Raw genomic sequence first — 21,454 nt, forward strand, 5'->3', positions numbered from 1 at the left:
TTATTGCAGGATAAATGAATTCCCTGGACTTAAGTGTTATCATAGTAAACTATCGGGTGCCCGTTTTCCTGGAACAGTGTCTTATCAGTGTGAAGACCGCCCTGCAACCGGTTTCGGGTGAAATTATTGTGGTCGACAATGCTTCAGCAGATAACAGTATCGAACAATTGAGCCCCCTGTTTCCGGATGTGCATTTTATACGATCTGCCGAGAATACAGGTTTTGCCAGGGCCAATAATCTTGGCTTAAGTTCTGCAAAGGGACGTTATGTACTTTTCCTGAACCCCGATACCCTTGTTCCGGAAAATACGCTTGCGCATTGTGTAAACTTCTTAAAACAACACGATCATTGTGCTGCCGTTGGGGTAAGAATGATTAATGGTTTTGGCAAATACCTGCCCGAAAGCAAAAGAGCAAGACCCTCACTCGCCAATAGTATTTTTAAATTAACAGGCGTGGCTTCCTTGTTTCCACGTTCTGCCTTATTTAACGGCTATGCACTCGGACATCTAACTGTTTACGGGCAACACCGCGTTGATGTGCTGGCCGGCGCTTTTATGATGGTGAGAAAAAATATACTGGAACAGCTACAGGGTTTCGATACCGATTTTTTTATGTACGGAGAAGATGTTGATCTGTCGGTACGCATTCAACAACTGGGACACTCCATTTATTACCTCGGTGATGTTGTTATTATTCATTATAAAGGACAGAGTTCGCACAACCGAACACAAAAACAGAATCATCTTTTTTATACCGCCATGCGTTTATTTGTCAACAAACATTATAAAGCGGGTTGGTTACTTGGTCCTTTTATTTTTATCACACAGTGGATGGCTTCATTCCGGAAATGGCTCTTTCCGCCCCATTCTGTTTTATCCATGTTAAACAGACCCGGAACAGCTTTTTTTGTTGGTAATAGTCAGGCGTATAACCAGGCCATGGCCATTCTTGCAGAAAGAGCACAGGCTGACATTATTAAAGGTTGTATAAGTGTTAACGAAACCAATGCATTAGAAATGGGTCGGCTGACAGAACTTAGTTTATTGTGTCAGCAACACCTGATCAAACAACTGATTATTGGTATACCCGATCTTTCTTTACAGGAAGCCACACAAATTATGCAACGTCAAAAAGGATTGTTTTTCCGGTTTGTCTTTTCGGGGTCTGAATCATTGCCTTTTAACAACTGATACAATAGTTTTAGCGCTTTTGCTGTAGTTTCGTATATTCAATTAATTAGGAGTCTAACGATGTCTATCCTTGATATAAAATTGCCTAACCGTATTCTTAAAGCATTGAGGCTGCCGCAGAACAATCCGCGCAGACAACAGATCAGGGTATTAAAAAAACTATTGCGTAAGGCGAGGTTTACTTCTTTTGGTCAGCAATTTCGTTTTGATGAAATTTTGTTATCAAAACACCCCGGGAAAAAATTCCAGGAGTTGGTACCTACTTATAATTACAATAAGATACACAAAGAGTGGTGGCATAAAACGCTGGAAGGTATTCCCGATATCTGCTGGCCGGGTAAGATCCGTTATTATGCATTGAGCAGTGGTACGAGTGAAGCAGCCAGTAAATATATTCCCGTTACCAACGACCTGCTGAGTGGTAACAAGATCGTAATGATCAAACAACTGCTGAGTCTGCGTACTTATGAAAATATTCCCTACAGTTCTATTGGTAAGGGATGGCTCACCCTGGGTGGCAGTACCGATTTGCAGAAAGAAGGTCCTGGTTATTATGCAGGTGACCTAAGTGGTATTACACAGAAAAAAGCACCTTTCTGGTTTCAGCCTTTTTATAAACCCGGGAAAAAAATTGCCAAACAGAAAGACTGGAATAAAAAACTGGAAGAAATTGTTGACAAAGCGCCTGAATGGGATATCGGTTTCCTCGTAGGTGTTCCTGCCTGGATTCAGATGTGTATGGAAATGGTGATTGAGCGTTACAAGCTCAACAATATTCACGAAATGTGGCCCAACCTTGCCTTCTTTGTACATGGTGGCGTAAGCTTTGAACCGTATAAAAAAGGATTCGAAAAATTACTCGGCAAACCCATCACTTATATTGAAACCTATCTGGCCAGTGAAGGTTTTATTGCTTACCAGGACCGCCAGTTTGCAAAAGGCATGAAACTGGTAACAAGTGAACATATTTTCATGGAGTTCGTTCCGTTTGATGATAAGAATTTTGATGTGAATGGTGATATGATTGATAATCCGGAAGCACTCATGATTCATGAAGTAGAGGAAGGAAAAGATTATGCATTACTCATTAGCACGTCTGCAGGTGCCTGGCGTTATATGATTGGCGATACACTTCGTTTTGTTGACAAAGAGAAATGCGAAATTGTCATCACAGGCCGTACCAAACATTTTCTCAGTCTTGTGGGAGAGCACCTGAGTGTCGACAATATGAACAAAGCCATTCAGATAGCCAGTGAGCAGATGAATATCTGTATTCCTGAATTTACAGTGGCCGGTGTGCCATACGACAGTTTCTTTGCGCATCACTGGTTTGTAGCCTGCAACGATGAGGTGGATAAAAAACAACTGGTTCGTTTAATTGATGATAAGCTGAAAGAACTGAACGATGATTATGCCGTTGAACGTAAAAGCGCACTCAAAGAAGTACTGCTTGATGTACTCACAGAAGAACAGTTCATGGAATTTATGCGTTCAAAAGGAAAAGTAGGCGGTCAGCATAAATTTCCACGTGTATTAAAAGGAAAGATGCTCGAAGACTGGCAGGCATTCCTAAAAAAAGAACTGGTATCCTGATGAAATATTTTTTCTTTTTATTGTTACTCGTTTCACTCCATGCAGGTGCACAGCCCAATCCGCTTATCTTAAAAAGAAAAGCCCCCGAGAGTTTCCAGGTGTTGTTCAGAACGACAAAGGGTAATTTTATCCTGGAAGCCTACAGGAGATGGTCGCCACTGGGTGTAGATCGTTTGTATCAACTCGTTCTCACCGGTTATTACAATTTCAATGCTTTCTTCCGGGTGGAACCGAATTATGTAGCACAGTTTGGTATTTCGGATGATTTTGAAACGAATTATTTCTGGCATACCAGAAAACTCAAAGATGAACCTGTGTTACAGCCACATAAAAAAGGAATCGTTGCTTTTGTACGTAACCTGCCCAATAGCAGGGCCACTCAGCTTTTCATCAACCTGAAAGATAACCCCTCGCTCGACACCACCGTTCGTGAGGGCGTGAAAGGATTTACACCCATTGGAAAAGTAATCAAAGGCTGGAATGTGCTGCTGAAGCTTAATGGCGAATATGGAAGGAAAGTGGCTACGTTTCAGGACTCGATCTACCTGCATGGTAATGCCTATTTATTTGAGCATTATCCGGGACTGGATATGATTCTCTCTGCAAAAATTATCCGGTGAGTTCTTCCGCTAATCAAAACAGCGGCTGTTTTTTAAAATTATCCGCTTATTTTAGGTGCACAACCTAATGAACACTGAATAATGATAGCTCCGCTGATAAAAGGATTGATACTGGGTGTTATTCTCAGTATTTCTGTAGGCCCTGTAATATTTGCGATCATCAAGCAAAGTATCAACAACGGTCACAAAGCTGGCTATCTTTTTGTGGCGGGTGTTTCGGCCAGTGATATTACATTGGTACTGGTCTGCAATTTTTTTACCAGTTTGTTTAATATGGCTCTTTCCTACAAAACGCCTATTGCTGTTGCCGGTAGCATTTTTTTGATTGCAGTGGGTATTTATACCCTGTTCTTTAAAAAAGTACATGTAGACGAAGAGAATAAGCTCGCCATTAAAAATTTCAGAAAAAGAGATTATGCCGCCATTTTTCTTTCCGGGTATTTTATGAATATGCTCAACCCGGGTGTTTTTCTTTTCTGGTTTGCCTGGACAGCCCTCATCATGACCGATTCTCAAACGGCTGCGCACCCTGGTGAATATCGTTTTATTGTTTTTACTACCTGCCTCGTATTTGTATTGCTGACAGATATTGCGAAAGTGGTATTAGCCGGAAAATTACGCTCACGGCTCAATGCAAAAAATCTTCACTTTATCAATAAACTATCCGGCCTTATCCTGATTGGTTTTGGTGTGGCACTTTGCTGGGGTGTTTTAGCACTGGGCAAATAGGTTTAACAAAGGCTTAAAGAAAATCATCCATTTCCTTTTTATCTTTCCGTTACATGAGACCAGTACTGCTGCTGTTCGTTGTTTCCTCTTTTTTCCATCTTCATACATGGGCACAGTCTGATGTACTTGTGTTCAAAAAGAAAAACCAGAATATACAGAGTTGGGTGAAGGACGATTTTATTCACTTCCAGTATGTAACTACTCAATGGCTGGACGGAAAGATCAAACGCATAGCCAATGATTCCATTTTTGTGAACTGTTATATCACGCGGCAGATACCCAACCAGTTTGGTTTTCCTACCGTTGATACTTCCTGGTTTGGGTTAATGGGTATTCATGTGTCGGAAATCATTGGTATGCCTGGTAATCGTTATAAGAGCGGTATGTTTACCAATGGTTCCTTGTTAAAAATCGGCAGTGCCGGTTATACTTTTCTCAACCTATTCAATAGTCTCGAGAGCGGAGAAGCTGTTTTTGCTACACATAATCTTCGAAACATCGGTATTGCTGCAGGTGTTTTTTTATTGGGCCATCTGCAATCGCTCAAATACAAATCTTATGTCCGCATGGGAAAGAAATATTCTATGCAGATCATTTCCGGGCAAAAAGGTTAAATAGTATCTTGTTCCTTCATGACACAAAAACAATCCCTCGCAAAAAGAATCTGGCGTTTTACCTGGCGTACCTGTTTGTGGCTATTTCTCACCTCTCTTGCTTATATCATTATTTGCCGATGGATCATGCCTCCCATTACGATTACACAGGTATCCAATAGTTTTTCTTATGGGTTGAAGCGTGATTATATTTCATGGAATAACCTTCCTTATAATATTAAACTGGCAGCCATTGCCAGCGAGGACCAGACTTTTCCTGATCATGGTGGTTTTGACTGGGATGCCATTGAGAGAAGTATGAAACCCAGAAAGAAAGGCAAGAAAACAAAAATTCCTTTGGGCGGTGGCGCCAGTACGATTACGCAACAAACAGCCAAGAATGTTTTTCTCTGGCAGGGTGGTGGTATTACACGCTACATAAGAAAAGTGCCCGAGTTGTATTTTACCAAAATGATTGAATGGATCTGGGGCAAACAGCGTATCCTGGAAGTATACCTCAATGTAATTGAAATGGGTCCTGGTGTTTTTGGTGTAGAAGCTGCATCCAGAAAATATTTTGGCAAACCGGCGGCCAAACTATCGCGTGCAGAAGCGGCCATGATTATTGCCAGTTTACCCAACCCAAAGAAGTTTTTACCCAAACCGATGAGCCGTCGTGTTGCATGGCGTTACCCGCAGATATTAAAACAGATGCAGAATATTGAAGATGATGAAGACCTGCAACAGTTGTTAAAATCAAAATAGTTCAGGTTGAAGCAATCATTTTTTCAACAGCTACAATGGCTTGTTGTAAACGTTCATCATAATCACCCGATATTTCTACCCATGTCGTTTGCTGGTTGATCATAATATCGCGGTAAATATGATAGAGTTCCTGTCTTGGTTTTTCATCGGGGTATTCTCTTAATACATCAGGTGTCCAGGGAAGATCGGGTTTGCAAAGCAGGTAAAGATCAACAGGTCTTTTCACGATTTGATCCAGAATAAAATGATGGCATTGCTGGAATACGTATTCGCACCATACTTTCATCACGTACATATCGGTATCAATAAATAAAAGAGGTGCATGTTTTTGTGAGCGAAGTGTTTTAGTGTTGATCCATAGCCCTTCGACCATGGACCATGGACCGTGGACCATAGCCTCATATTCTGCCTCAAGTGCCAATTGCCCCTTTGCAATGGTGAGCAGGTCTTCGTAAGTATAATTCATTCCATTTGTTACCAAATATTCACGCGCAAATTCAGGGCACCACTGTGTGTTGTAATGCTGTGCCAGCAATTCGCACAGTGTGCTTTTGCCGGTCGACTCTGGTCCTAGTATTACGATTTTATGAATCATTCGATATTGATTCTGTGTTCTTCTGTGCCCTCAGTGGCAATATTATTTGCCACTGAGGGCACAGAATACACTGAAATAGATTAACTAAAATTTCGGGCGCGTTTTTTCCATTCAACTAAACCCGCAATTGCGAGGATTAGTAAGATGAAAAACTGAACGCTTGTAAAAACATAGCCTTTGACAAAATACAACGGAATAGATGCCATATTTGTTGCAATCCACCAGATCCAGCTTTCTGTTTTTTTTCTCGCCATCAGCCACATGCCTGTATAGGCAGAAGCGCTGGCAAATGCATCGGCCAAGGGAATGGCTTCGGGGGCAAACCCTTTCTGCAGCCAGGTGAGTAATCCAAAAATCAACAGGTAGAAAGTACCGAAGAAAGCCAACTGTTGTATCCATTCCTTTCTTGAGCTATTTGTAATATGCAGTACCAGTGTTTTTGTATGGACATCTTTTTGAGTCCAGAGTATCCAGCCGTACACACTCATGACTGAATAATAAAAGTTTACACTTGCTTCGCCGAATAGTTGACCTTTTATGCTGAGGTAGATATAAATGATGGTGTTGATGAGTCCGACAGGATACACCAGTATATGTTCTTTCCTGCTGAACCATACGCTGGCAATGCCTGCTATCACGGCAATAAATTCGAGAGGGCCGGTTTGCTGAATACCGCTGATAAACTGATCGATTATTTCCTGGAAACTCATCATGGTACAGCAAAATACAGATTCAACCGTTAATCTGTTCGAAAGAGGGCCGCAGTGCTGTTTTAATTTTCGGGGATGGTAAACTGCAGGAGTAATTCCTGGTCCTTGTATAGTTGTAATATACCGCTGTTAAACTGGTAACGGTTTACAACGGAAAGATGTTTTAAATAGAGTGATTCCATCTGCTTATTCATGCAGGCCATTTGAGTAGAACCTACCCCCGATATAAATAATCGTCCGTTCTCAATTACTACTTTCCCGAAATAACGGTTACAGCCTGCTTTGCCCGATATTTTTCCGGTTCTTTTATCAAATAAAATATCCGGAATACTGTTACCGCTTACGAGTTCCATTTTTCCATTTTTGCTGATCCTTGCCAGAGGTAATGCTACCTGGTCGGGTATCGGAATGGTTTTCTGCACATAGGTCTTCGACCTTTCTTTACTAAGCACTTTAATCAGGTAATAAGTATACGCCGATGCATCTGCGGGTGGATTTTCTCTTTTTACCCGCATGATTTCGAGTTTATAGTTGTACCCTTCTTCATATGCAAAACCGTCGATGCCTGAATAAAACAAAGCATAGGGTTCTCCTGGTTTTTCCTTTACCTGTAAACAGGGTTTGCTGCTCACGCCATAACAGTCTGCTTTTGTATCGGCCACATAAAAAGTCATACGCTGTGCTGCCAGTGAAGAAATACAGAAGAATAAAAATATGGTGAGCTTCGTCTTCATTATAACCCAATATTAGCAAACAGCATACCATAAGCGATGCCCTTGGCTTCTTTTAACAGATTCTCTTAGCTAAAACGCAGAAACAATTCATTTTATTGAGTATTGCTGGTCTGGAAGACCGTTATACAAGCGAAATAAGTCCATGCTGGATACTTTTTCCATGATGAGATGCATGGTAGGCGGTAAAATAGATCATTTCGCGAAGGGTTATCATACCCAGCAGGGGGTGTGGTAATATATATTTATCTAATGCGAACTCTTTGTATTTATTCGTACGGCGAACAAGTTGTCTGGTTAGTTTATCCAACTGCTGCAATAATTTTTCTTTGTCTGCAACTGTAATAACGGGGGCTGGAATAAAGGGGGCAGATGCTCTTCCACCTGCCTGCAGTTTAATATGGTAGCGGTCAACCAATGCATCATAGCTTCTGGAAGGCCGGTTGGCCAACCCAAAACGCCAGCTAAGTATAAATGAAGGAAGCCCGAATGCCATGTTTACAGGCGCAACGCTCTTGATAAGGTGATCTACCTGTTGTAGTGCGTTCCATTTTTCGGAGGGAGCATACACTAATGCACGATCATCTAGTCGAGAAACCTGTTCTATCAGTTGCGCATAGTTCTGTTGCAGCAACGCAATCATTGCTTCTTTCTCCATGTATTATAATTTGCAGGGTTTGGAACCAGACAAATATAAATGATGTTGGGCTTTGCTTGTACAAAGTGGCTTTTTAGATCATAAGATTTATAGACTTTACCCTGCCGTTGCCGATTACAATAAAAAAGCGTTGTATCCATTAGAATACAACGCCTTAAAAAAACCAAACACAATATTTTATTCAGCCTCCGCCACCACTTCTTTTACTTCGGGTATCATGCGTTTCATCATTCCTTCAATACCCGCTTTCAGGGTAATCATGGATGAAGGGCATCCGCTGCAACTTCCCTGAAGCATCAGATTCACCACGCCTTCATTATAGCTTTTAAACTGTATGGCACCACCATCCATTTCTACAGCAGGTTTTACATAGTTTTCCAGCAGTTCTTTTACTCTTTTCACGATATCATCATCATCGGCACTAACGGTATTGCTGGCCTCCTGTTTTACTTTGGCCACTTCTTCCTCATTCACGACCACACCACCATTTTCAAGGTATTCTTTCAAAAACTCTTTGATGGTAGGAATTACGTCCTGCCAGTCTTCGGTATCTGCGGTTTTCGTCAGTGTTACAAAGTTGCTGGCGATAAACACACTCCTGATAAAAGGAAAGCTGAATAGTTCCTTTGCCAATGGTGAGGGGCCCGCCAGTGCTTCTTCTGCAAAATCGATGCTTTTACCGGGGTACAGGAGTTTGTTGGCCACAAACTTCATGGTTTCCGGATTCGGGGTCATTTCCGTATAAATACTGATAACGGGATTACCTGTTTTGATCATACAATATTCTTTTAACAATCGGTAAGCTAATACTTATCGCTGTACAAAAATAATCAAAAGCGGGGGCATGGGAAGGTTTTCAGGATATCAGCGGGGGGCTTTTTTCGGATATCGAAAACCTGAAATACTTACCAGAGCTCAAATCTGGTAGATCCCTCCAGAATAGAAGCGTCTCTTCCTACCCGCTCTTTTGCCTGGGTAAAAACAGGACGTTCCACCGAACGGGGAAGCGAAAATGTACTCACAGAAGCTCTGCCAGATGACTGCGTGCACAGGGTTGATTGGTTGGGGGCAGCCAATACAACACTTGCCATGCAGAGCAAGTAAAGTACCAAATTTTGTAATGCTGCTTTCATATCTATTTTAATTACCCGACAAAAGTATTCCTGTTTATGCCGTTTTGCAACCACACAAACATGTGAAATGCATGTTTTTGCCGGTTTTAAAACCACATAAAGAACCCCGACGGTAGCGTCGGGGTTAGCTTAGATAGGATATAAATGATATAATTAATTGAAAATCAAATTATTAATACTGAAATGTGGTTTCAGATACATCATCAGGCATTCCTGTTTCTTTGATAACTGTTTTGCGTTTTACTGGATTACCCAGGTCATCATAGGTATATGTATGTGTTACCGAAGCATATTGTTGTCCCATTTTATCGTAATGCTTTTCGGTTAATGGATTATTGGGAATGGCCACCAATGAAGGGAGATAAGGATTGTTTTCAAACAATAAACTTGTATTGCGTTTATTGTCGTAGGTATCTATCTCATACACATCTGTTTTTTCCAAAACCCCACTCGTATAATCTTTGTACCAGGTACTCATGGTTTTAATATTACCATTGCTATAGTAATCCACCTCAAAACGCATACCAGGAGTGGTGCCGATCGGTCCACCAAAACTGCTATAAATATCCGTTCTCCATAAGCGGCCTTCTTTGTATGTGTATTCGTAGTAAGCAATCACCACATTATTGGGCGTTACCACTTCTACTTTGGTAATGTCGGCACCTGTGTAAGTGTATTTATATTTTGTTCCATCGTTTAGAGCCATGTCCACCAGCTTATCGCCGTTATAGGTAAGCAGATACACATTGGTATCATCACCATTACTGGTTTTTACAACACTGGTTATCTTGGAAGGCTTTCCTGCTGCATTGTAGAGAATGGCTAAATAACTGCCATCATCATAACTGATCTTGCTCAGTTTTTTCAGGTTATTAGGTGTACCGGGATCAACGGGTACATCCGGATCAAACTCTTTGGTACAGCCAACGATCAATAACATAACGGTTAATAAACCGGCTATTGCTTTGCTTATTTTTCTCCAACTTGTTTTCATATTCAGCTTTCTATTTAACTACTTTAATTTCAGTTGGTGGAATTGGCGCGGGTACTCGATTGCTGATGGCAGGTAACGACATCAGGTAATGATACACCGAACTCAAATCTTCATCTGTCATTTTAGCCACCATATACCATGGCATGGGCGGCATTACCGGGCGACCCCCTTCCTGACCCAGGTGCTTACCGGTACGGATGGTTTTAATGAATACATCTTCCGTCCAGTTACCAATACCTGTTGTTGCATCAGGTGTAAGGTTGGCGCCAAATGTCATACCCCATGGTCCTGCAAAAGCAGTGATATCGTGCGACATTTTTACCCAGCTCTGGTCTTTTGCCAATGCTTCACTCAATGTTGGGATGCCTTTTTCAGATGGATAACCCGACATCAGTCTGGTGGTATCCGGAACAGGGCCCATTGGGGTCATGATTTTGGGTGAATGACAATCGTTGCATCCCGATACGGTTACAAGGTATTTTCCACGGGCAATGAGTTCTGCTTTCTCTTTTTTGCGGAATTCGGTGATGTCTTCTTTTTTGGTTTCTGTCTGGTTGCTCCCTGCTTCACTGCAGGCTGCTACAGTGGCCATAATCGACAATACGACGATTGTCAACTGAAGGGTTTTGTTTTTTAGTGTCATGTTGTTGTTATTATGGTATTTCTCTGAAATCGGTTCTATTTCGATTCAGAGACAAACATAAACCCGCAAAAGCCTGCAAACTATCACACAAAAATGTGGTTGGGATGAGGGGAGGATGAGAGGGGTGAGAGGTGCAGGAGGAATGGTGAATGGCGAAGGAGGTTGATTTTAGTCTGAAAGAACGGGATCGGGTAGTCCGAAAGTCGGAAAAGACCGAATGTCCAAAGAAAATTGCGATAGATAGTGGTGAACCCTACAGAAAGATATTTTCTTTCTGACTTCCCTGTCCGTCCTAAACAATCTTATTCCTGAATGCCTTCGCTACTGCTTCACTCTTACTGTTCACATGTAGTTTCTCGTAGATTTTTTTGATATGGGAGCGAACCGTATCAATGGCTATAAACATTTCTGCAGCGATCATTTTATAGCTATAGCCGTTTACCAATAATTGTAATACCTCTTTTTCACGCTCGGAGAGATCGTAGTCTTCCCCTTTTTCGTTGTTAAGCGATGAAAACATTTTCAATACCTGTGTGGCAATAGAAGAAGTCATGGGAGCGCCGCCTGTTTGCGCTTCCTGTATATATTCCAGTAAACGTGCAGGCGGTGTTTTTTTCAGTACATAGCCATTGGCGCCGTTGCTGATGGCGTCAAATACATTTTTGTTGTCGTCGAATACGGTCAGCATCAGGATCTTTACATCCGTATCTATTTCACGTATTTTTTTAAGTCCTTCAATACCATTGGTGCCGGGCATATCAATATCCATCAGGATCACATCGGGTTTAAATGCCCGTACTTCATCTTCTACATTATTACAGTTCTTAAAGGCAGATAATACTTCAAATCCGTCAGACCCGTTTATGAGCATGGTCAATCCTTCACGTAACTGGGGGTTGTCTTCGTAAATCAATAATTTGGTCATAAGGTCCTTTTACTTGTACAAAGCTAACAGATGGGTGCTTTGTAACCTATCGCATAATGATGTGTTCGTGAATGGTGAATGGTCAATCGTCAATGGGGGATAGATAAATTAGACTGTACTAACCAGCCTTAAAACAAACCCAGAAGTGAATAGCTACAACCAGCACATATATTCACTATTGACGATTCACCATTCCCCTCTTTTAAAGTTACCACTCCCTGCTGCATTCCCAAAATTTCTACTGCTAAAACCACATAGATATGTGATGCTTTTTTTAACATGAAACCTGTGTTTCACTGACAAGCGGCAGGAAATGAGGATGAAAAGAATTGCATGTTAAAAAAGCATTCCGGCACAATCATGCAGGCCGCATCTTTCACATTCATATGCGGTTGAACAGGCTGTTTTTCCAATGCATTTTTGCATCATCAAACAAACAAATAAAGCACATGAAATGCGCCACGACAAGGTTTGATAACGGCAGAAATGCTTATTGGCAAATTCCATGTTACCAACATCAATAAAAGAAAAAACATGAAAGGAAAATTCATTACCACGGCACTGATTATTGCAGTGATAGCTGGTGGTAAAAAAGCGACAGCTCTTTAATCCAGGAATCGATAGCAATATACCGGCCCTGCCCGTAAGCAGGGCCCCTGAAAAGGGCTTCAGGACAGTGTTCCTGAATCTATCTCGCCTCAGGCGAGACCAACATTAGGCAAGTTTGGGTTTTTATAAGCAGTATGTTAGAAGCAGAGCAACAGGTTACACAACAAGTGTGTAACCTGTTCTCATTTTTAGACCACTCATCGATTATTGTTCTTTTCCTTTTTCGGCTCCATTTAGTTTTATAAAAAATTACTGCAATGAAGTATTGGTTTTTTTATTGTTTATGTTTTTTGAGTGTATCGAGTCAGGCACAAAAAAATATCACAGCCCTAATTCACTCAGAACGCTCTTTTTCTTCTTATACTTTATCTAACGGCATCAAAAATGGCTTCTTACACTTCCTCGATAGTACAGGTGTGATTTTTCCTGCCGCAGATGCCGTAAACGGAATTGAATTCCATCGTAAATCGCCGGGTAATGCTGCATCACTCAAATGGGGTCCCGAATATGCTGTCATCAGCGCATCCGGCGATTTTGGTTTTACCACCGGACCTTATCATTTACGGAGATCTGACAAAGATACCATCAGCGGCCGCGGACAATACAGCAGCGTATGGCATATTAATCAACAGGGTGAATGGAAAGTGTTAGCCGATATGGGTATACGTTATACAAATACACGGTCTATTCCTGATGATGCGGCAGAACTTGATCTGAAAAAGGTAAGCACAAAAACATTTACGCTGGAAGAGGTAAAAAACATTGATCGGCAACTCAACGAAGAATTAAAAGAAAAAGGAAATGCAGCTTATGGCCCTTACCTTACTGCCCAATCCTGGTTCAATATAAATAATCATGCGCCGGTAATGGGTGCTAGGGATATTGGTAATCTATTAAAAAACAGTCCCACAACCCCCATTCTTCAATATGTAAATGGCGGTATCGCTTCTTCCCATGATCTCGCTTTCACCTACGGCAAATCAGATAAAAGCCCCTATCTCCGGATATGGGCAAAACAGGCATCGGGTTGGGTGTTGTTGCTGCAGGTGGTTTAGTGAATAGTGAGTAGTCGCAGTGAGTGTATACATCACCAACTCACTACTGACTACTCACTACTCACTAATACAAAAGCCCGGCAAGACTACCGGGCTCTTCCCTGGCGGGAAACCTATGGAAAACAGAGAGACTCTTTAATATCGAATTTTCAATATTGAATATCCAATGTCGAAGTTGTACACAAATGGTAACAGAACACTATCATTGGAAATTCAACATTCATTATTCGATACTCATCATTTTACAGCCTAATGCCTGCCGACAGCGTTACATAAAACATATTCTTTCCTCTCTCCGATAAATCGGGTCTGCCTGCAACGGTTACCAGGTTCTGTGGCATCACATAGGCGGGGGTTATGGCCAGGTTGCATTTGCCTTTTACAAACACAACCGGCATGGCTAATTCATAGGACAATATGTTGAATTGGGTAACGTTTTCAGTTGTTTGCTGTGTTACCGGTATACCCAATACATTCTTTTTTTCCAGGTAAGTATTGCTGAACTGTTGTGTACCAAGATTGGCGGTGAAAGATGGAGCCAATGCAACGGCAGCGTTGTTCATGCCTTTATTGAAAATGAATAAATGATCTACACCCAAACTCGTATTCACATCTGTTTTATCGCTGAACATCAGACTGATGCCTCCATTCAGGTTCAACACCTTATTGAGGTAACTGAGGTTGGCTCCGGTCTGTGATTTCAATGCAGATTGTACCAGCATACTTTGGTCTTTATACAGAAAGCGTGAAAAGAACAGGTTACCGGAAAAGTGATCTGTCTGCGGAAAACGATAACCCAGTTCCATGGTAGCGCCTGTATAAGCCGCTGACTGCATACTGTTTTGAACGAATATAAAATTGCCCTGGGCATATAAACCATTCTTTAACTGAAATCCAAGTGTTGGAAATAACCCACTGCTTCGTAAACTATCTGTGCGGCCAAAAAAATGCAGGGCCGATTGATAATTAAAAGAGGCATTGAATTCATTCTTTGTTTGTTTTTCTTCACCCGCCTCCTGGGCCAGTGAAAGAATGGGCAATACAATGGCTAGCCAAAGCATTTGCCTGCTTTTGGACAGTTTCATAAGAATTCGTTTTAGTATGTTTTAAGTCAGCGGCTTTTCAAAAATGTACAAGGTGTGTGGGATAGTTGTTAGCTGCCGGATTTTACTTTACCGGTTGCTTTTACTTCAGCGGCTGCAGAAGCAGATGGTTTTACCTCTTTGGCTTTTGCTTTAGCCTCTGCTGCTTTGTTCAGACTGGCTTCTTTGGCAGCTTCTGCTTTTACTTTTGCGTCAGCTACTTTGTCTTTGGCCATTTCTTTTTTCTCGCCTACCATTTCAGCTCCTTCACGTAAAGGGAGTTTAGCATTGGCACTGGCGTTTAATTCAGCCTCAGAGCGGGCACCAGCACGTACCAGACCTCTGTCTTCTCCACCTGCATTACTGTTGAGTTCAGCCTGTGATGAAGTTTTTACGTCTGCACTCGCGTTCACATTTGTGTTGGTTTTTACACGCTGAACAGACTCATTTGCCATCAACGCTGTTTGTTTTGTAGCGTTAACAGTTGCATTGGTCGCTTTACCAACAGTGGCTGTTGTTCTTACTGCGGCATTGGTGGCTGCAGTAGTAGCCCTGGTAGCATTTACGGTTGCACGTGTGGTGGCAGTAGTAGTGCTGCGTACACCCAATCCTAATTGTGCTTCTGCGGTCTGAAAGAAGAAAAGACCGGCTAATGCTGCTGTGGTTTTCATCATTGTTTTCATGATAGATGGATTTTTGGTGATCAATTGGTGTTACAGTTTCATCTTTTCAAGTACCGTGCCAAAAATTAAAATTTGGCTGAACCGCTTTGTTATCAATGCTTTCGGGGTAAAAGAAAACCTGATATGTACGAAGCAGACTCCGCTCTGGTTTATTTGAGCGGGATTTTTCCTGGTATTTTACATTTCTTAAACAAAACCCTAATCTGTAATTTGTTTAAAATATGCCGATATGAAAAAAGCCCTCCTCGTACTCGCTTTGTTTTTTAGCATACACAGCTATGCACAATATGAGCAGGATGTACATTCTGCCGATGCCATTGTTAAAGCTTTGTATGATGTGATTTCCGGACCCACCAATAAGGCCCGCGACTGGGATCGTTTTCGTTTCCTCTTTGGAAAAGATGCCCATATGATGACGGCTGTTCCACATAAAGACAGCGGTACCATTATCCGCACCATTACACCCGAACAATATATTGAGCGAAACGGCAAACGTTTACAGGAAATAGGATTCGTTGAAAAAGAATTACACCGTATTACAGAAACACATGGGGCTGTAACACATATGTTTTCTACATATCAGTCTGACTTCACGGTAAACGGCAATGCTCAACAGGTGCAGGGCATCAACAGTATTCAGTTATTTAATGATGGAAAAAGATTTTATGTTGTTTCTGTTTTTTGGGATGGTGATTCAAAAAAACAAATCGCTAAAAAATACCTGGGTAATTAACCCCAGTTCTCTTTGCTCACCTTGCCCCGGATTTAAATCCGGGGCAAGGTGAGCAAAGAGAACTGGGAGAGAGGGATAGCAAAGATTATGTACTAAATTGTGGCATGCGTATTTCTCCTGCATATGCGTTTTTTGCCTGTGGTGATCATGCTTTTACACTTGATTTTGGACAGCAGATTGATATAAACATTAATCGCATTGTCATTTATCTGTTCCAGAAGCTTCAGGAAAACAGAAAACCATATATACTCGACATTATTCCTGCTTATAGTAGTGTTACAATTGTATACAATCCTCTGGCTTTCATTAAATGCAAGACAGATCCCGCATCTCTTATTCGTGAATACTGTACCACTGCTCTCCAGCAAGCGGAAAATATAGAGGTTACCTCATCCGCTACTATTATTCGCATACCTGTTTGTTATCATCCTTCCTTGGCGCCCGATCTTGAAACTCTTTGCAAACAGCATCATATAGATATCGATACACTAATCACATTACACACGCAGAAAACATACCGTGTATTTATGAATGGCTTTCTACCGGGTTTTGCTTATATGGGTACCGTAGATGATCGTATTGCAACAGCGCGTCATGCCAGTCCCCGTAAAAAAGTACCTGCCGGCAGTGTTGGCATTGCCGGTCATCAAACCGGCATTTATCCTTTCGAATCGCCTGGTGGCTGGCAATTAATCGGCAGAACATCCGTCTCCCTGTTCGATGTGCAGGCAGAAAATCCCTGTTTATTAAAACCGGGTGATGAAGTACAGTTTTATCCGGTTCCCCTTGAAAATTTTTCCGCATGAGTATCCGAGTCGTTAAAAAAGGTTTACTGGATACCATACAGGATCGGGGAAGGTATGGCCATCAGCACCTGGGTATTAATCCTACTGGTGTAATGGATGTTGTTTCCATGCGATTGGCGAATGCATTGGTGGGAAATGATCAACATGAGGCAGTAATTGAAATGCACTGGCCGGCTCCTATACTGAAGTTTGAAAAAGATACCTGTTTTGCCATTAGCGGGGCTGATGTGGTTGCCTGTTTAGATAAACACACAGCAGTTCCTGTAAACAGAACCGTATTTGCAAAAGCAGGCAGCCAACTTTCTTTTCAGAAAAAGATTTCCGGCGCACGTATCTATCTGGCTGTTCAGCATGGTTTCGATTTAATACCCTGGCTCAACAGTATCAGTACTCATGTACAACTGAATCATGGCGGACAAGTTTTAACAACGGGGTCTGTTCTGGGTTATAAAAAATTATTCTCAAAAACAATACCTGCTACGAGTATTTGCTCCTGGTATGTTCAATCTCCGATTGATCTGTCTGATAAAACCATTCATTTTACCACTGGCAAAGAGTGGACGCTCCTGCATGAGACAATGAGCAATCAATTCAAACAGAATACTTACCAGGTAGATAATAACAGTAATCGCATGGGTTATCGTTTAACCGGAGATCCTGTTTTTCTTACAGAACCCACGGAGCTTATTTCTACGGCTGTTACCAAAGGCACCATACAGTTGTTACCCAGTGGACAGCCACTTGTGTTAATGGCCGATCACCAAACTACTGGTGGTTATCCGAGAATCGGTCATGTTATCAGTGCCGATATTCCAAAACTCGCTCAATTTGAACCGGGTGAAACTATTCGTTTCAAAGAAATTAGCATCGCAGAAGCACATAACCGGCTCAAGGAATTGGATTTGTATTTGACACAAACAGAAATTGCTTGTAAATTACAGATGGCAGATATCAGATCGCCGATGTCGGATGTATGATATCATATCCGACATCGGCGATCTGATATCCTAAATCTCCTATCATGTACATCGACCTCAACTGCGATATGGGTGAAGGCATGGCCAATGATGCTGAACTGATGCCATTGATCAGCAGTGCCAATATTGCCTGTGGTTTTCATGCAGGTGATGAAGACACGATGCGTCGAACCATTGAGCTGGCATTGCAACACCATGTAGCCATTGGCGCTCACCCCGGTTTCCCCGACCGGGAGAATTTTGGCAGAACAGAAATGGATTTTCCGGAAGAAGATATTGTTTCCATTGTCTCCGAACAGGTATACCAGTTAGTTGATCTTGTTTTTGCGATGGGTGGTCAACTCAAACATGTAAAACCACACGGAGCCCTGTATAATATGTCGGCTAAGAATTATTCACTTGCTGCTGCCATCGCCAATGCTGTTTATGAAATTGACGATCAATTGGTTTTATTCGGATTGAGTGGCAGTGAAAGTATTCAGGCAGCAAAAGATATTGGTCTCCAAACAGCCGGTGAAGTATTTGCCGACAGAACTTACCAGGATGACGGCTCGCTCACCCCACGTAAACAGGCCAATGCACTCATAACAAATCATAAAGATGCAGAACAACAGGTTTTACAGATGATCCTTAAAAAAGAAGTAACCAGCATCAATGGAAAAACAATACCCATCAGTTGCGACACTATTTGTATTCATGGAGATGGCGAACAAGCTGTACTATTCGCCCGACAAATTAACCAGTTGCTGCAAAAACATCAGATAGATTTACGATCTTTTCATCCTTGAAAAAAATACCAAAAAATACAGCGATTACAGGTGCCGCTTTTTTGATGGCTACTTCTGCCATTGGACCCGGCTTTCTCACACAAACCACTGTTTTCACAGAAAAATTACTGGCCAGTTTTGGTTTTGTGATCCTTATTTCTATTCTGCTCGATATTATTGCGCAGGTAAATATCTGGCGTATACTATCAGTCACCGGAAAACGTGCACAGGATATTGCAAACGACATGTTACCCGGTCTGGGATATGGTCTTGCTGCACTTATTCTGATCGGTGGTATTGCATTTAATATCGGGAATATTGGTGGATGTGGTTTGGGTATTGAAGTGTTGACAGGGTTGCCCAATATTTATGGCGCTATCATCAGTTGTGGTATTGCCCTGTTTATTTTCTGGATGAAAGAGGCTGGAAGCATCATGGATGCTTTTACCAAAATACTGGGTATCATCATGGTGCTGCTTACATTGTATGTAGCCATTATTTCGCAGCCCCCTTTAACAGATGCACTGTACCGCAGTTTTATACCACTCAGCATTGATGCTAAAGCCATTGTAACATTAGTGGGTGGAACGGTGGGTGGTTATATTTGTTTTGCTGGCGGTCATCGTTTGCTTGATGCCGGTTTTAAGGGTGTGGATGCTGTTCCGGCTGTTACAAAAAGTGCCGTAACCGGTATTTGTGTTACGGCCATCATGCGTATTGTTTTATTCCTAGCAGTATTGGGTGTAGTGAGTGCGGGTAATCTGCTGGACGGAAACAATCCACCTGCTTCTGTTTTTAAAATTGCTGCCGGAGAAATGGGCTATCGCTTTTTTGGCGTGGTTATGTGGTGCGCCGCTATCACTTCTGTTGTGGGTGCCGCTTATACTTCTGTTTCTTTTCTACGGACTTTTCATCCATGGATTGAAAAAAATTATCGCTGGCTTATTACTGCTTTTATCCTCTTATCGGGTCTTATCTATGTATTCATTGGAAATCCTGTAAAAATTCTTGTTACCGTGGGTGCTTTAAACGGTTTGATTTTGCCCGTTGCGCTTGCAGTAATGCTGTTGGTTATCCGCAGAAAAAAAATAGATGGGTATTCACATCCTGCGTGGTTAACCATTTTCGGTTGGATCGTTGTGGGATTAATGACTTATATGAGTTTTCTTACCATCAAAGGCTGGCTGAGCTAGGAACACGATTCCTGTATGCCCGTTTGACCAGTTCCGCGTTCATCGAAGGGTTTACCTCCTGCATCTCTATTTTGTGCATCAACAGTTCCACATTTTCTCTTTGGTTGTGCATACTCTTATTGTAGAACTTGTCGTAGTATTTGAGTAGTATGGCAAATGCTCCTTTAATATCGTCTTCTATTAAACAGTTTACCGCTGTTTTGGTTTCAAGTCCGCCCAATCGTTTTTGTATACGTACCGTTGCACTGATGAGTTTTTCTTTTTCAAACTTCCCGTACTGTTCCGTGATGTAGTTTACCCTTTCTTCAAAAGGAACATCCATGAAATACAGGTTTCTAGTTCTTAAGAATGAATAAAACTTTATCGGAATATTCACTTCACCAATACGCTGGCTCTCGTCTTCGGTCCAGATATGTGTGACCTGTTGTAATACCATCAATTCATACAATCTTGTTGCCAGCAGGTTTTCAAACATTTCCTGTTTGGGTTGCGGTGGTTGACCCAGGCTGCCAAAAGCCGAGCCTCTGTGACTGGCTATTCCCTCCAGATCCAAGACAGCTTCTTTCATGGCTTGTAAACGATGAAGGGTTTCTGTTTTGCCGGTTCCTGTATAACCACCAATAATAGATATGGGATATTCTTTTTCAAATTGTTTTAAAACCCAGTTACGGTATGCTTTATATCCACCCACCAGTGTATACACTTTAAAACCGTAGAGATCTAGTAGCCAGGCCACACCTGCACTTCGCATGCCACCTCTCCAGCAATACACAAATATTTTCTTTTCTGCCGGCTGCTTTTTTTCCTTTGTATGGCGCTTCTCTATAACCTGTTCTACTTCCTCCACCATTTTTACCATTTTCGGACCAAAATATTCGAGCCCTATTTTAATGGCTTTTTCTTTGCTCTCCTGTTTATAAGCCGTTCCTACTACTTTTCTTTCTTCATTGGTAAACAAAGGCAAACTATTGGCCGATGGTATATGTGCATGGTCGTATTCTCCCGGACTTCTTACGTCGAAGATAGGCTGTCCCTCTGCCTGTGTTATAAAGTCTTCTATCAGTAATCGGGTGATCGGCATATATACAAAGTAAACGGACTTTATTGTAACTTTTCAGCAATGAAACAGGTTTTGATCATACGTCATGCAAAAAGCAGTTGGGCCAATGCTTTTACAAGCGATTTTGAACGCCCTTTGAATGACCGTGGTCATAGGGATGCGCCACGTATGGCAGAAAAAATGAAAGCAAGGGGTGTGGCGATTCAGGCTTTTCTGTCCAGCACCGCCAACAGAGCCTTAACTACGGCCGTTTATTTTGCAGAAGCCTATGGTAAAACAAAAAAAAATATCCTGCTCTTTCCCGAATTATACCATGCACCAGCGCCTGTTTTTTTTACAGTCATTAAAAACATTTCACCTGAAATGGATACTGTGGCTGTTTTTTCGCACAACCCTGGTATCACAGATTTTGCAAACAGTTTAACTGAAACACATATTGATAATATGCCAACCTGTGGCATTTTCGCCATACAAATTGAAAGCGATCGCTGGGAAGATTTTGATTCTGCAAAAAAGCGCTTCTGGTTTTTTGATTACCCGAAATTAGATATATGATGTCAGATCGCTGATGTCGGATGTATATTTCAAATCAGACATCTGAGATCAG

The 21,454-nt window shown here is 41.7% G+C and carries 26 protein-coding genes; 14 read left to right on the top strand and 12 right to left on the bottom strand.

The window, feature by feature from the left end:
* The first annotated feature begins 14 nt into the window (after positions 1-14).
* From ACH3Z1_RS04465 to mtgA, 6 genes are all read left to right on the top strand, one after another.
* On the top strand, positions 15-1,193 hold the full coding sequence (locus ACH3Z1_RS04465; RefSeq protein WP_490820655.1) for a glycosyltransferase family 2 protein: 1,179 nt from the start codon (positions 15-17) through the stop codon (positions 1,191-1,193).
* Between the two features lie 60 nt (positions 1,194-1,253).
* A complete protein-coding gene (locus ACH3Z1_RS04470; RefSeq protein ID WP_490820656.1) occupies positions 1,254-2,786 on the top strand; it encodes a GH3 family acyl-acid amido synthetase in 1,533 nt (510 codons plus the stop codon).
* Entirely contained in the window at positions 2,786-3,406 is a 621-nt protein-coding gene (locus tag ACH3Z1_RS04475) for a peptidylprolyl isomerase (RefSeq protein ID WP_490820657.1), read from the top strand. Before ACH3Z1_RS04470 ends, ACH3Z1_RS04475 begins: the two co-directional genes overlap by 1 nt.
* A gap of 81 nt (positions 3,407-3,487) precedes the next feature.
* Positions 3,488-4,135, top strand: a complete 648-nt coding sequence (locus ACH3Z1_RS04480) for a LysE family translocator (RefSeq protein ID WP_490820658.1) — start codon at positions 3,488-3,490, stop codon at positions 4,133-4,135.
* 53 nt (positions 4,136-4,188) lie between these two features.
* Positions 4,189-4,749, top strand: a complete 561-nt coding sequence (locus tag ACH3Z1_RS04485; RefSeq protein WP_490820659.1) for a hypothetical protein — start codon at positions 4,189-4,191, stop codon at positions 4,747-4,749.
* 18 nt (positions 4,750-4,767) lie between these two features.
* A complete protein-coding gene (gene mtgA, locus ACH3Z1_RS04490) occupies positions 4,768-5,493 on the top strand; it encodes a monofunctional biosynthetic peptidoglycan transglycosylase (protein ID WP_490820660.1) in 726 nt (241 codons plus the stop codon).
* A gap of 1 nt (position 5,494) precedes the next feature.
* On the opposite strand, the gene ACH3Z1_RS04495 is transcribed toward mtgA, so the two are convergent.
* From ACH3Z1_RS04495 to ACH3Z1_RS04535, 9 genes are all read right to left on the bottom strand, one after another.
* Complete coding sequence (locus ACH3Z1_RS04495) at positions 5,495-6,088, bottom strand: AAA family ATPase (RefSeq protein ID WP_490820661.1); 594 nt, start codon at positions 6,086-6,088, stop codon at positions 5,495-5,497.
* Positions 6,089-6,168: 80 nt separating this feature from the next.
* Complete coding sequence (gene pnuC / locus ACH3Z1_RS04500; RefSeq protein ID WP_490820662.1) at positions 6,169-6,801, bottom strand: nicotinamide riboside transporter PnuC; 633 nt, start codon at positions 6,799-6,801, stop codon at positions 6,169-6,171.
* A gap of 59 nt (positions 6,802-6,860) precedes the next feature.
* Positions 6,861-7,532 carry a DUF4377 domain-containing protein gene (locus ACH3Z1_RS04505; protein ID WP_490820663.1) on the bottom strand — a complete coding sequence of 224 codons (672 nt, stop codon included), beginning with the start codon at positions 7,530-7,532 and terminating at the stop codon, positions 6,861-6,863.
* A 121-nt stretch (positions 7,533-7,653) separates the two neighbouring features.
* Entirely contained in the window at positions 7,654-8,187 is a 534-nt protein-coding gene (locus ACH3Z1_RS04510) for a DinB family protein (RefSeq protein ID WP_490820664.1), read from the bottom strand.
* A gap of 177 nt (positions 8,188-8,364) precedes the next feature.
* Positions 8,365-8,964 carry a NifU family protein gene (locus tag ACH3Z1_RS04515; RefSeq protein WP_490820665.1) on the bottom strand — a complete coding sequence of 200 codons (600 nt, stop codon included), beginning with the start codon at positions 8,962-8,964 and terminating at the stop codon, positions 8,365-8,367.
* A gap of 128 nt (positions 8,965-9,092) precedes the next feature.
* On the bottom strand, positions 9,093-9,278 hold the full coding sequence (locus ACH3Z1_RS04520; protein ID WP_490820666.1) for a hypothetical protein: 186 nt from the start codon (positions 9,276-9,278) through the stop codon (positions 9,093-9,095).
* Positions 9,279-9,492: 214 nt separating this feature from the next.
* Positions 9,493-10,314, bottom strand: coding sequence for a hypothetical protein (locus ACH3Z1_RS04525; RefSeq protein ID WP_490820667.1), 822 nt, complete (start codon positions 10,312-10,314; stop codon positions 9,493-9,495).
* 10 nt (positions 10,315-10,324) lie between these two features.
* Positions 10,325-10,957 (bottom strand): c-type cytochrome, encoded by a 633-nt coding sequence (locus tag ACH3Z1_RS04530; RefSeq protein WP_490820668.1) that lies wholly within the window; start codon positions 10,955-10,957, stop codon positions 10,325-10,327.
* A gap of 292 nt (positions 10,958-11,249) precedes the next feature.
* Complete coding sequence (locus ACH3Z1_RS04535; RefSeq protein WP_490820669.1) at positions 11,250-11,882, bottom strand: response regulator; 633 nt, start codon at positions 11,880-11,882, stop codon at positions 11,250-11,252.
* A gap of 486 nt (positions 11,883-12,368) precedes the next feature.
* Here ACH3Z1_RS04535 and ACH3Z1_RS04540 point away from each other — a divergent pair, with 486 nt between their 5' ends.
* Both ACH3Z1_RS04540 and ACH3Z1_RS04545 read left to right on the top strand, forming a co-directional pair.
* Positions 12,369-12,491, top strand: coding sequence for a hypothetical protein (locus ACH3Z1_RS04540; RefSeq protein WP_490820670.1), 123 nt, complete (start codon positions 12,369-12,371; stop codon positions 12,489-12,491).
* A gap of 257 nt (positions 12,492-12,748) precedes the next feature.
* Entirely contained in the window at positions 12,749-13,546 is a 798-nt protein-coding gene (locus ACH3Z1_RS04545; protein WP_490820671.1) for a Cif family virulence factor, read from the top strand.
* Positions 13,547-13,788: 242 nt separating this feature from the next.
* Here ACH3Z1_RS04545 and ACH3Z1_RS04550 read toward each other — a convergent pair whose 3' ends face one another.
* Both ACH3Z1_RS04550 and ACH3Z1_RS04555 read right to left on the bottom strand, forming a co-directional pair.
* Positions 13,789-14,631 carry a hypothetical protein gene (locus ACH3Z1_RS04550; RefSeq protein ID WP_490820672.1) on the bottom strand — a complete coding sequence of 281 codons (843 nt, stop codon included), beginning with the start codon at positions 14,629-14,631 and terminating at the stop codon, positions 13,789-13,791.
* 68 nt (positions 14,632-14,699) lie between these two features.
* Positions 14,700-15,311, bottom strand: a complete 612-nt coding sequence (locus ACH3Z1_RS04555; protein WP_490820673.1) for a hypothetical protein — start codon at positions 15,309-15,311, stop codon at positions 14,700-14,702.
* A 229-nt stretch (positions 15,312-15,540) separates the two neighbouring features.
* On the opposite strand from ACH3Z1_RS04555, the gene ACH3Z1_RS04560 reads away from it, so the two are divergent.
* From ACH3Z1_RS04560 to ACH3Z1_RS04580, 5 genes are all read left to right on the top strand, one after another.
* Entirely contained in the window at positions 15,541-16,044 is a 504-nt protein-coding gene (locus tag ACH3Z1_RS04560) for a hypothetical protein (protein WP_490820674.1), read from the top strand.
* 104 nt (positions 16,045-16,148) lie between these two features.
* Positions 16,149-16,850, top strand: coding sequence for a 5-oxoprolinase subunit PxpB (gene pxpB / locus ACH3Z1_RS04565; RefSeq protein WP_490820675.1), 702 nt, complete (start codon positions 16,149-16,151; stop codon positions 16,848-16,850).
* Positions 16,847-17,827 carry a 5-oxoprolinase subunit C family protein gene (locus ACH3Z1_RS04570; protein ID WP_490820676.1) on the top strand — a complete coding sequence of 327 codons (981 nt, stop codon included), beginning with the start codon at positions 16,847-16,849 and terminating at the stop codon, positions 17,825-17,827. Before pxpB ends, ACH3Z1_RS04570 begins: the two co-directional genes overlap by 4 nt.
* Positions 17,828-17,871: 44 nt before the next feature.
* Entirely contained in the window at positions 17,872-18,615 is a 744-nt protein-coding gene (locus ACH3Z1_RS04575; RefSeq protein WP_490820677.1) for a 5-oxoprolinase subunit PxpA, read from the top strand.
* Complete coding sequence (locus tag ACH3Z1_RS04580) at positions 18,612-19,787, top strand: NRAMP family divalent metal transporter (protein ID WP_490820678.1); 1,176 nt, start codon at positions 18,612-18,614, stop codon at positions 19,785-19,787. Before ACH3Z1_RS04575 ends, ACH3Z1_RS04580 begins: the two co-directional genes overlap by 4 nt.
* Here ACH3Z1_RS04580 and mnmH read toward each other — a convergent pair.
* Positions 19,768-20,868, bottom strand: a complete 1,101-nt coding sequence (gene mnmH / locus ACH3Z1_RS04585) for a tRNA 2-selenouridine(34) synthase MnmH (protein WP_490820679.1) — start codon at positions 20,866-20,868, stop codon at positions 19,768-19,770. The two genes, ACH3Z1_RS04580 and mnmH, sit on opposite strands and share 20 nt — an antisense overlap.
* Positions 20,869-20,907: 39 nt before the next feature.
* Between mnmH and ACH3Z1_RS04590 the strand changes: the two genes are divergently transcribed.
* Positions 20,908-21,402, top strand: a complete 495-nt coding sequence (locus ACH3Z1_RS04590; RefSeq protein ID WP_490820680.1) for a SixA phosphatase family protein — start codon at positions 20,908-20,910, stop codon at positions 21,400-21,402.
* The last annotated feature ends 52 nt before the right edge of the window (positions 21,403-21,454 follow it).

The sequence above is a fragment of the Sediminibacterium sp. FW305-C-49 genome, from assembly GCF_058231085.1.

What these genes read in the sequence shown, in the direction of transcription:
- ACH3Z1_RS04470 (WP_490820656.1), top strand. Translation starts at nt 1,254, where the DNA reads ATGTCTATCCTTGATATAAAATTGCCTAACCGTATTCTTAAAGCATTG.
- ACH3Z1_RS04480 (WP_490820658.1), top strand. Translation starts at nt 3,488, where the DNA reads ATGATAGCTCCGCTGATAAAAGGATTGATACTGGGTGTTATTCTCAGT.
- mtgA (WP_490820660.1), top strand. Translation starts at nt 4,768, where the DNA reads ATGACACAAAAACAATCCCTCGCAAAAAGAATCTGGCGTTTTACCTGG.
- ACH3Z1_RS04575 (WP_490820677.1), top strand. Translation starts at nt 17,872, where the DNA reads ATGTACATCGACCTCAACTGCGATATGGGTGAAGGCATGGCCAATGAT.
- mnmH (WP_490820679.1), bottom strand. Translation starts at nt 20,868, where the DNA reads ATGCCGATCACCCGATTACTGATAGAAGACTTTATAACACAGGCAGAG.
- ACH3Z1_RS04475 (WP_490820657.1), top strand. Translation starts at nt 2,786, where the DNA reads ATGAAATATTTTTTCTTTTTATTGTTACTCGTTTCACTCCATGCAGGT.
- pnuC (WP_490820662.1), bottom strand. Translation starts at nt 6,801, where the DNA reads ATGATGAGTTTCCAGGAAATAATCGATCAGTTTATCAGCGGTATTCAG.
- ACH3Z1_RS04545 (WP_490820671.1), top strand. Translation starts at nt 12,749, where the DNA reads ATGAAGTATTGGTTTTTTTATTGTTTATGTTTTTTGAGTGTATCGAGT.
- ACH3Z1_RS04540 (WP_490820670.1), top strand. Translation starts at nt 12,369, where the DNA reads ATGCTTATTGGCAAATTCCATGTTACCAACATCAATAAAAGAAAAAAC.
- ACH3Z1_RS04570 (WP_490820676.1), top strand. Translation starts at nt 16,847, where the DNA reads ATGAGTATCCGAGTCGTTAAAAAAGGTTTACTGGATACCATACAGGAT.
- ACH3Z1_RS04530 (WP_490820668.1), bottom strand. Translation starts at nt 10,957, where the DNA reads ATGACACTAAAAAACAAAACCCTTCAGTTGACAATCGTCGTATTGTCG.
- ACH3Z1_RS04550 (WP_490820672.1), bottom strand. Translation starts at nt 14,631, where the DNA reads ATGAAACTGTCCAAAAGCAGGCAAATGCTTTGGCTAGCCATTGTATTG.
- ACH3Z1_RS04465 (WP_490820655.1), top strand. Translation starts at nt 15, where the DNA reads ATGAATTCCCTGGACTTAAGTGTTATCATAGTAAACTATCGGGTGCCC.
- ACH3Z1_RS04525 (WP_490820667.1), bottom strand. Translation starts at nt 10,314, where the DNA reads ATGAAAACAAGTTGGAGAAAAATAAGCAAAGCAATAGCCGGTTTATTA.
- ACH3Z1_RS04520 (WP_490820666.1), bottom strand. Translation starts at nt 9,278, where the DNA reads ATGGCAAGTGTTGTATTGGCTGCCCCCAACCAATCAACCCTGTGCACG.
- ACH3Z1_RS04535 (WP_490820669.1), bottom strand. Translation starts at nt 11,882, where the DNA reads ATGACCAAATTATTGATTTACGAAGACAACCCCCAGTTACGTGAAGGA.
- ACH3Z1_RS04555 (WP_490820673.1), bottom strand. Translation starts at nt 15,311, where the DNA reads ATGAAAACAATGATGAAAACCACAGCAGCATTAGCCGGTCTTTTCTTC.
- ACH3Z1_RS04495 (WP_490820661.1), bottom strand. Translation starts at nt 6,088, where the DNA reads ATGATTCATAAAATCGTAATACTAGGACCAGAGTCGACCGGCAAAAGC.
- pxpB (WP_490820675.1), top strand. Translation starts at nt 16,149, where the DNA reads ATGCGTATTTCTCCTGCATATGCGTTTTTTGCCTGTGGTGATCATGCT.
- ACH3Z1_RS04590 (WP_490820680.1), top strand. Translation starts at nt 20,908, where the DNA reads ATGAAACAGGTTTTGATCATACGTCATGCAAAAAGCAGTTGGGCCAAT.
- ACH3Z1_RS04510 (WP_490820664.1), bottom strand. Translation starts at nt 8,187, where the DNA reads ATGGAGAAAGAAGCAATGATTGCGTTGCTGCAACAGAACTATGCGCAA.
- ACH3Z1_RS04560 (WP_490820674.1), top strand. Translation starts at nt 15,541, where the DNA reads ATGAAAAAAGCCCTCCTCGTACTCGCTTTGTTTTTTAGCATACACAGC.
- ACH3Z1_RS04515 (WP_490820665.1), bottom strand. Translation starts at nt 8,964, where the DNA reads ATGATCAAAACAGGTAATCCCGTTATCAGTATTTATACGGAAATGACC.
- ACH3Z1_RS04485 (WP_490820659.1), top strand. Translation starts at nt 4,189, where the DNA reads ATGAGACCAGTACTGCTGCTGTTCGTTGTTTCCTCTTTTTTCCATCTT.
- ACH3Z1_RS04505 (WP_490820663.1), bottom strand. Translation starts at nt 7,532, where the DNA reads ATGAAGACGAAGCTCACCATATTTTTATTCTTCTGTATTTCTTCACTG.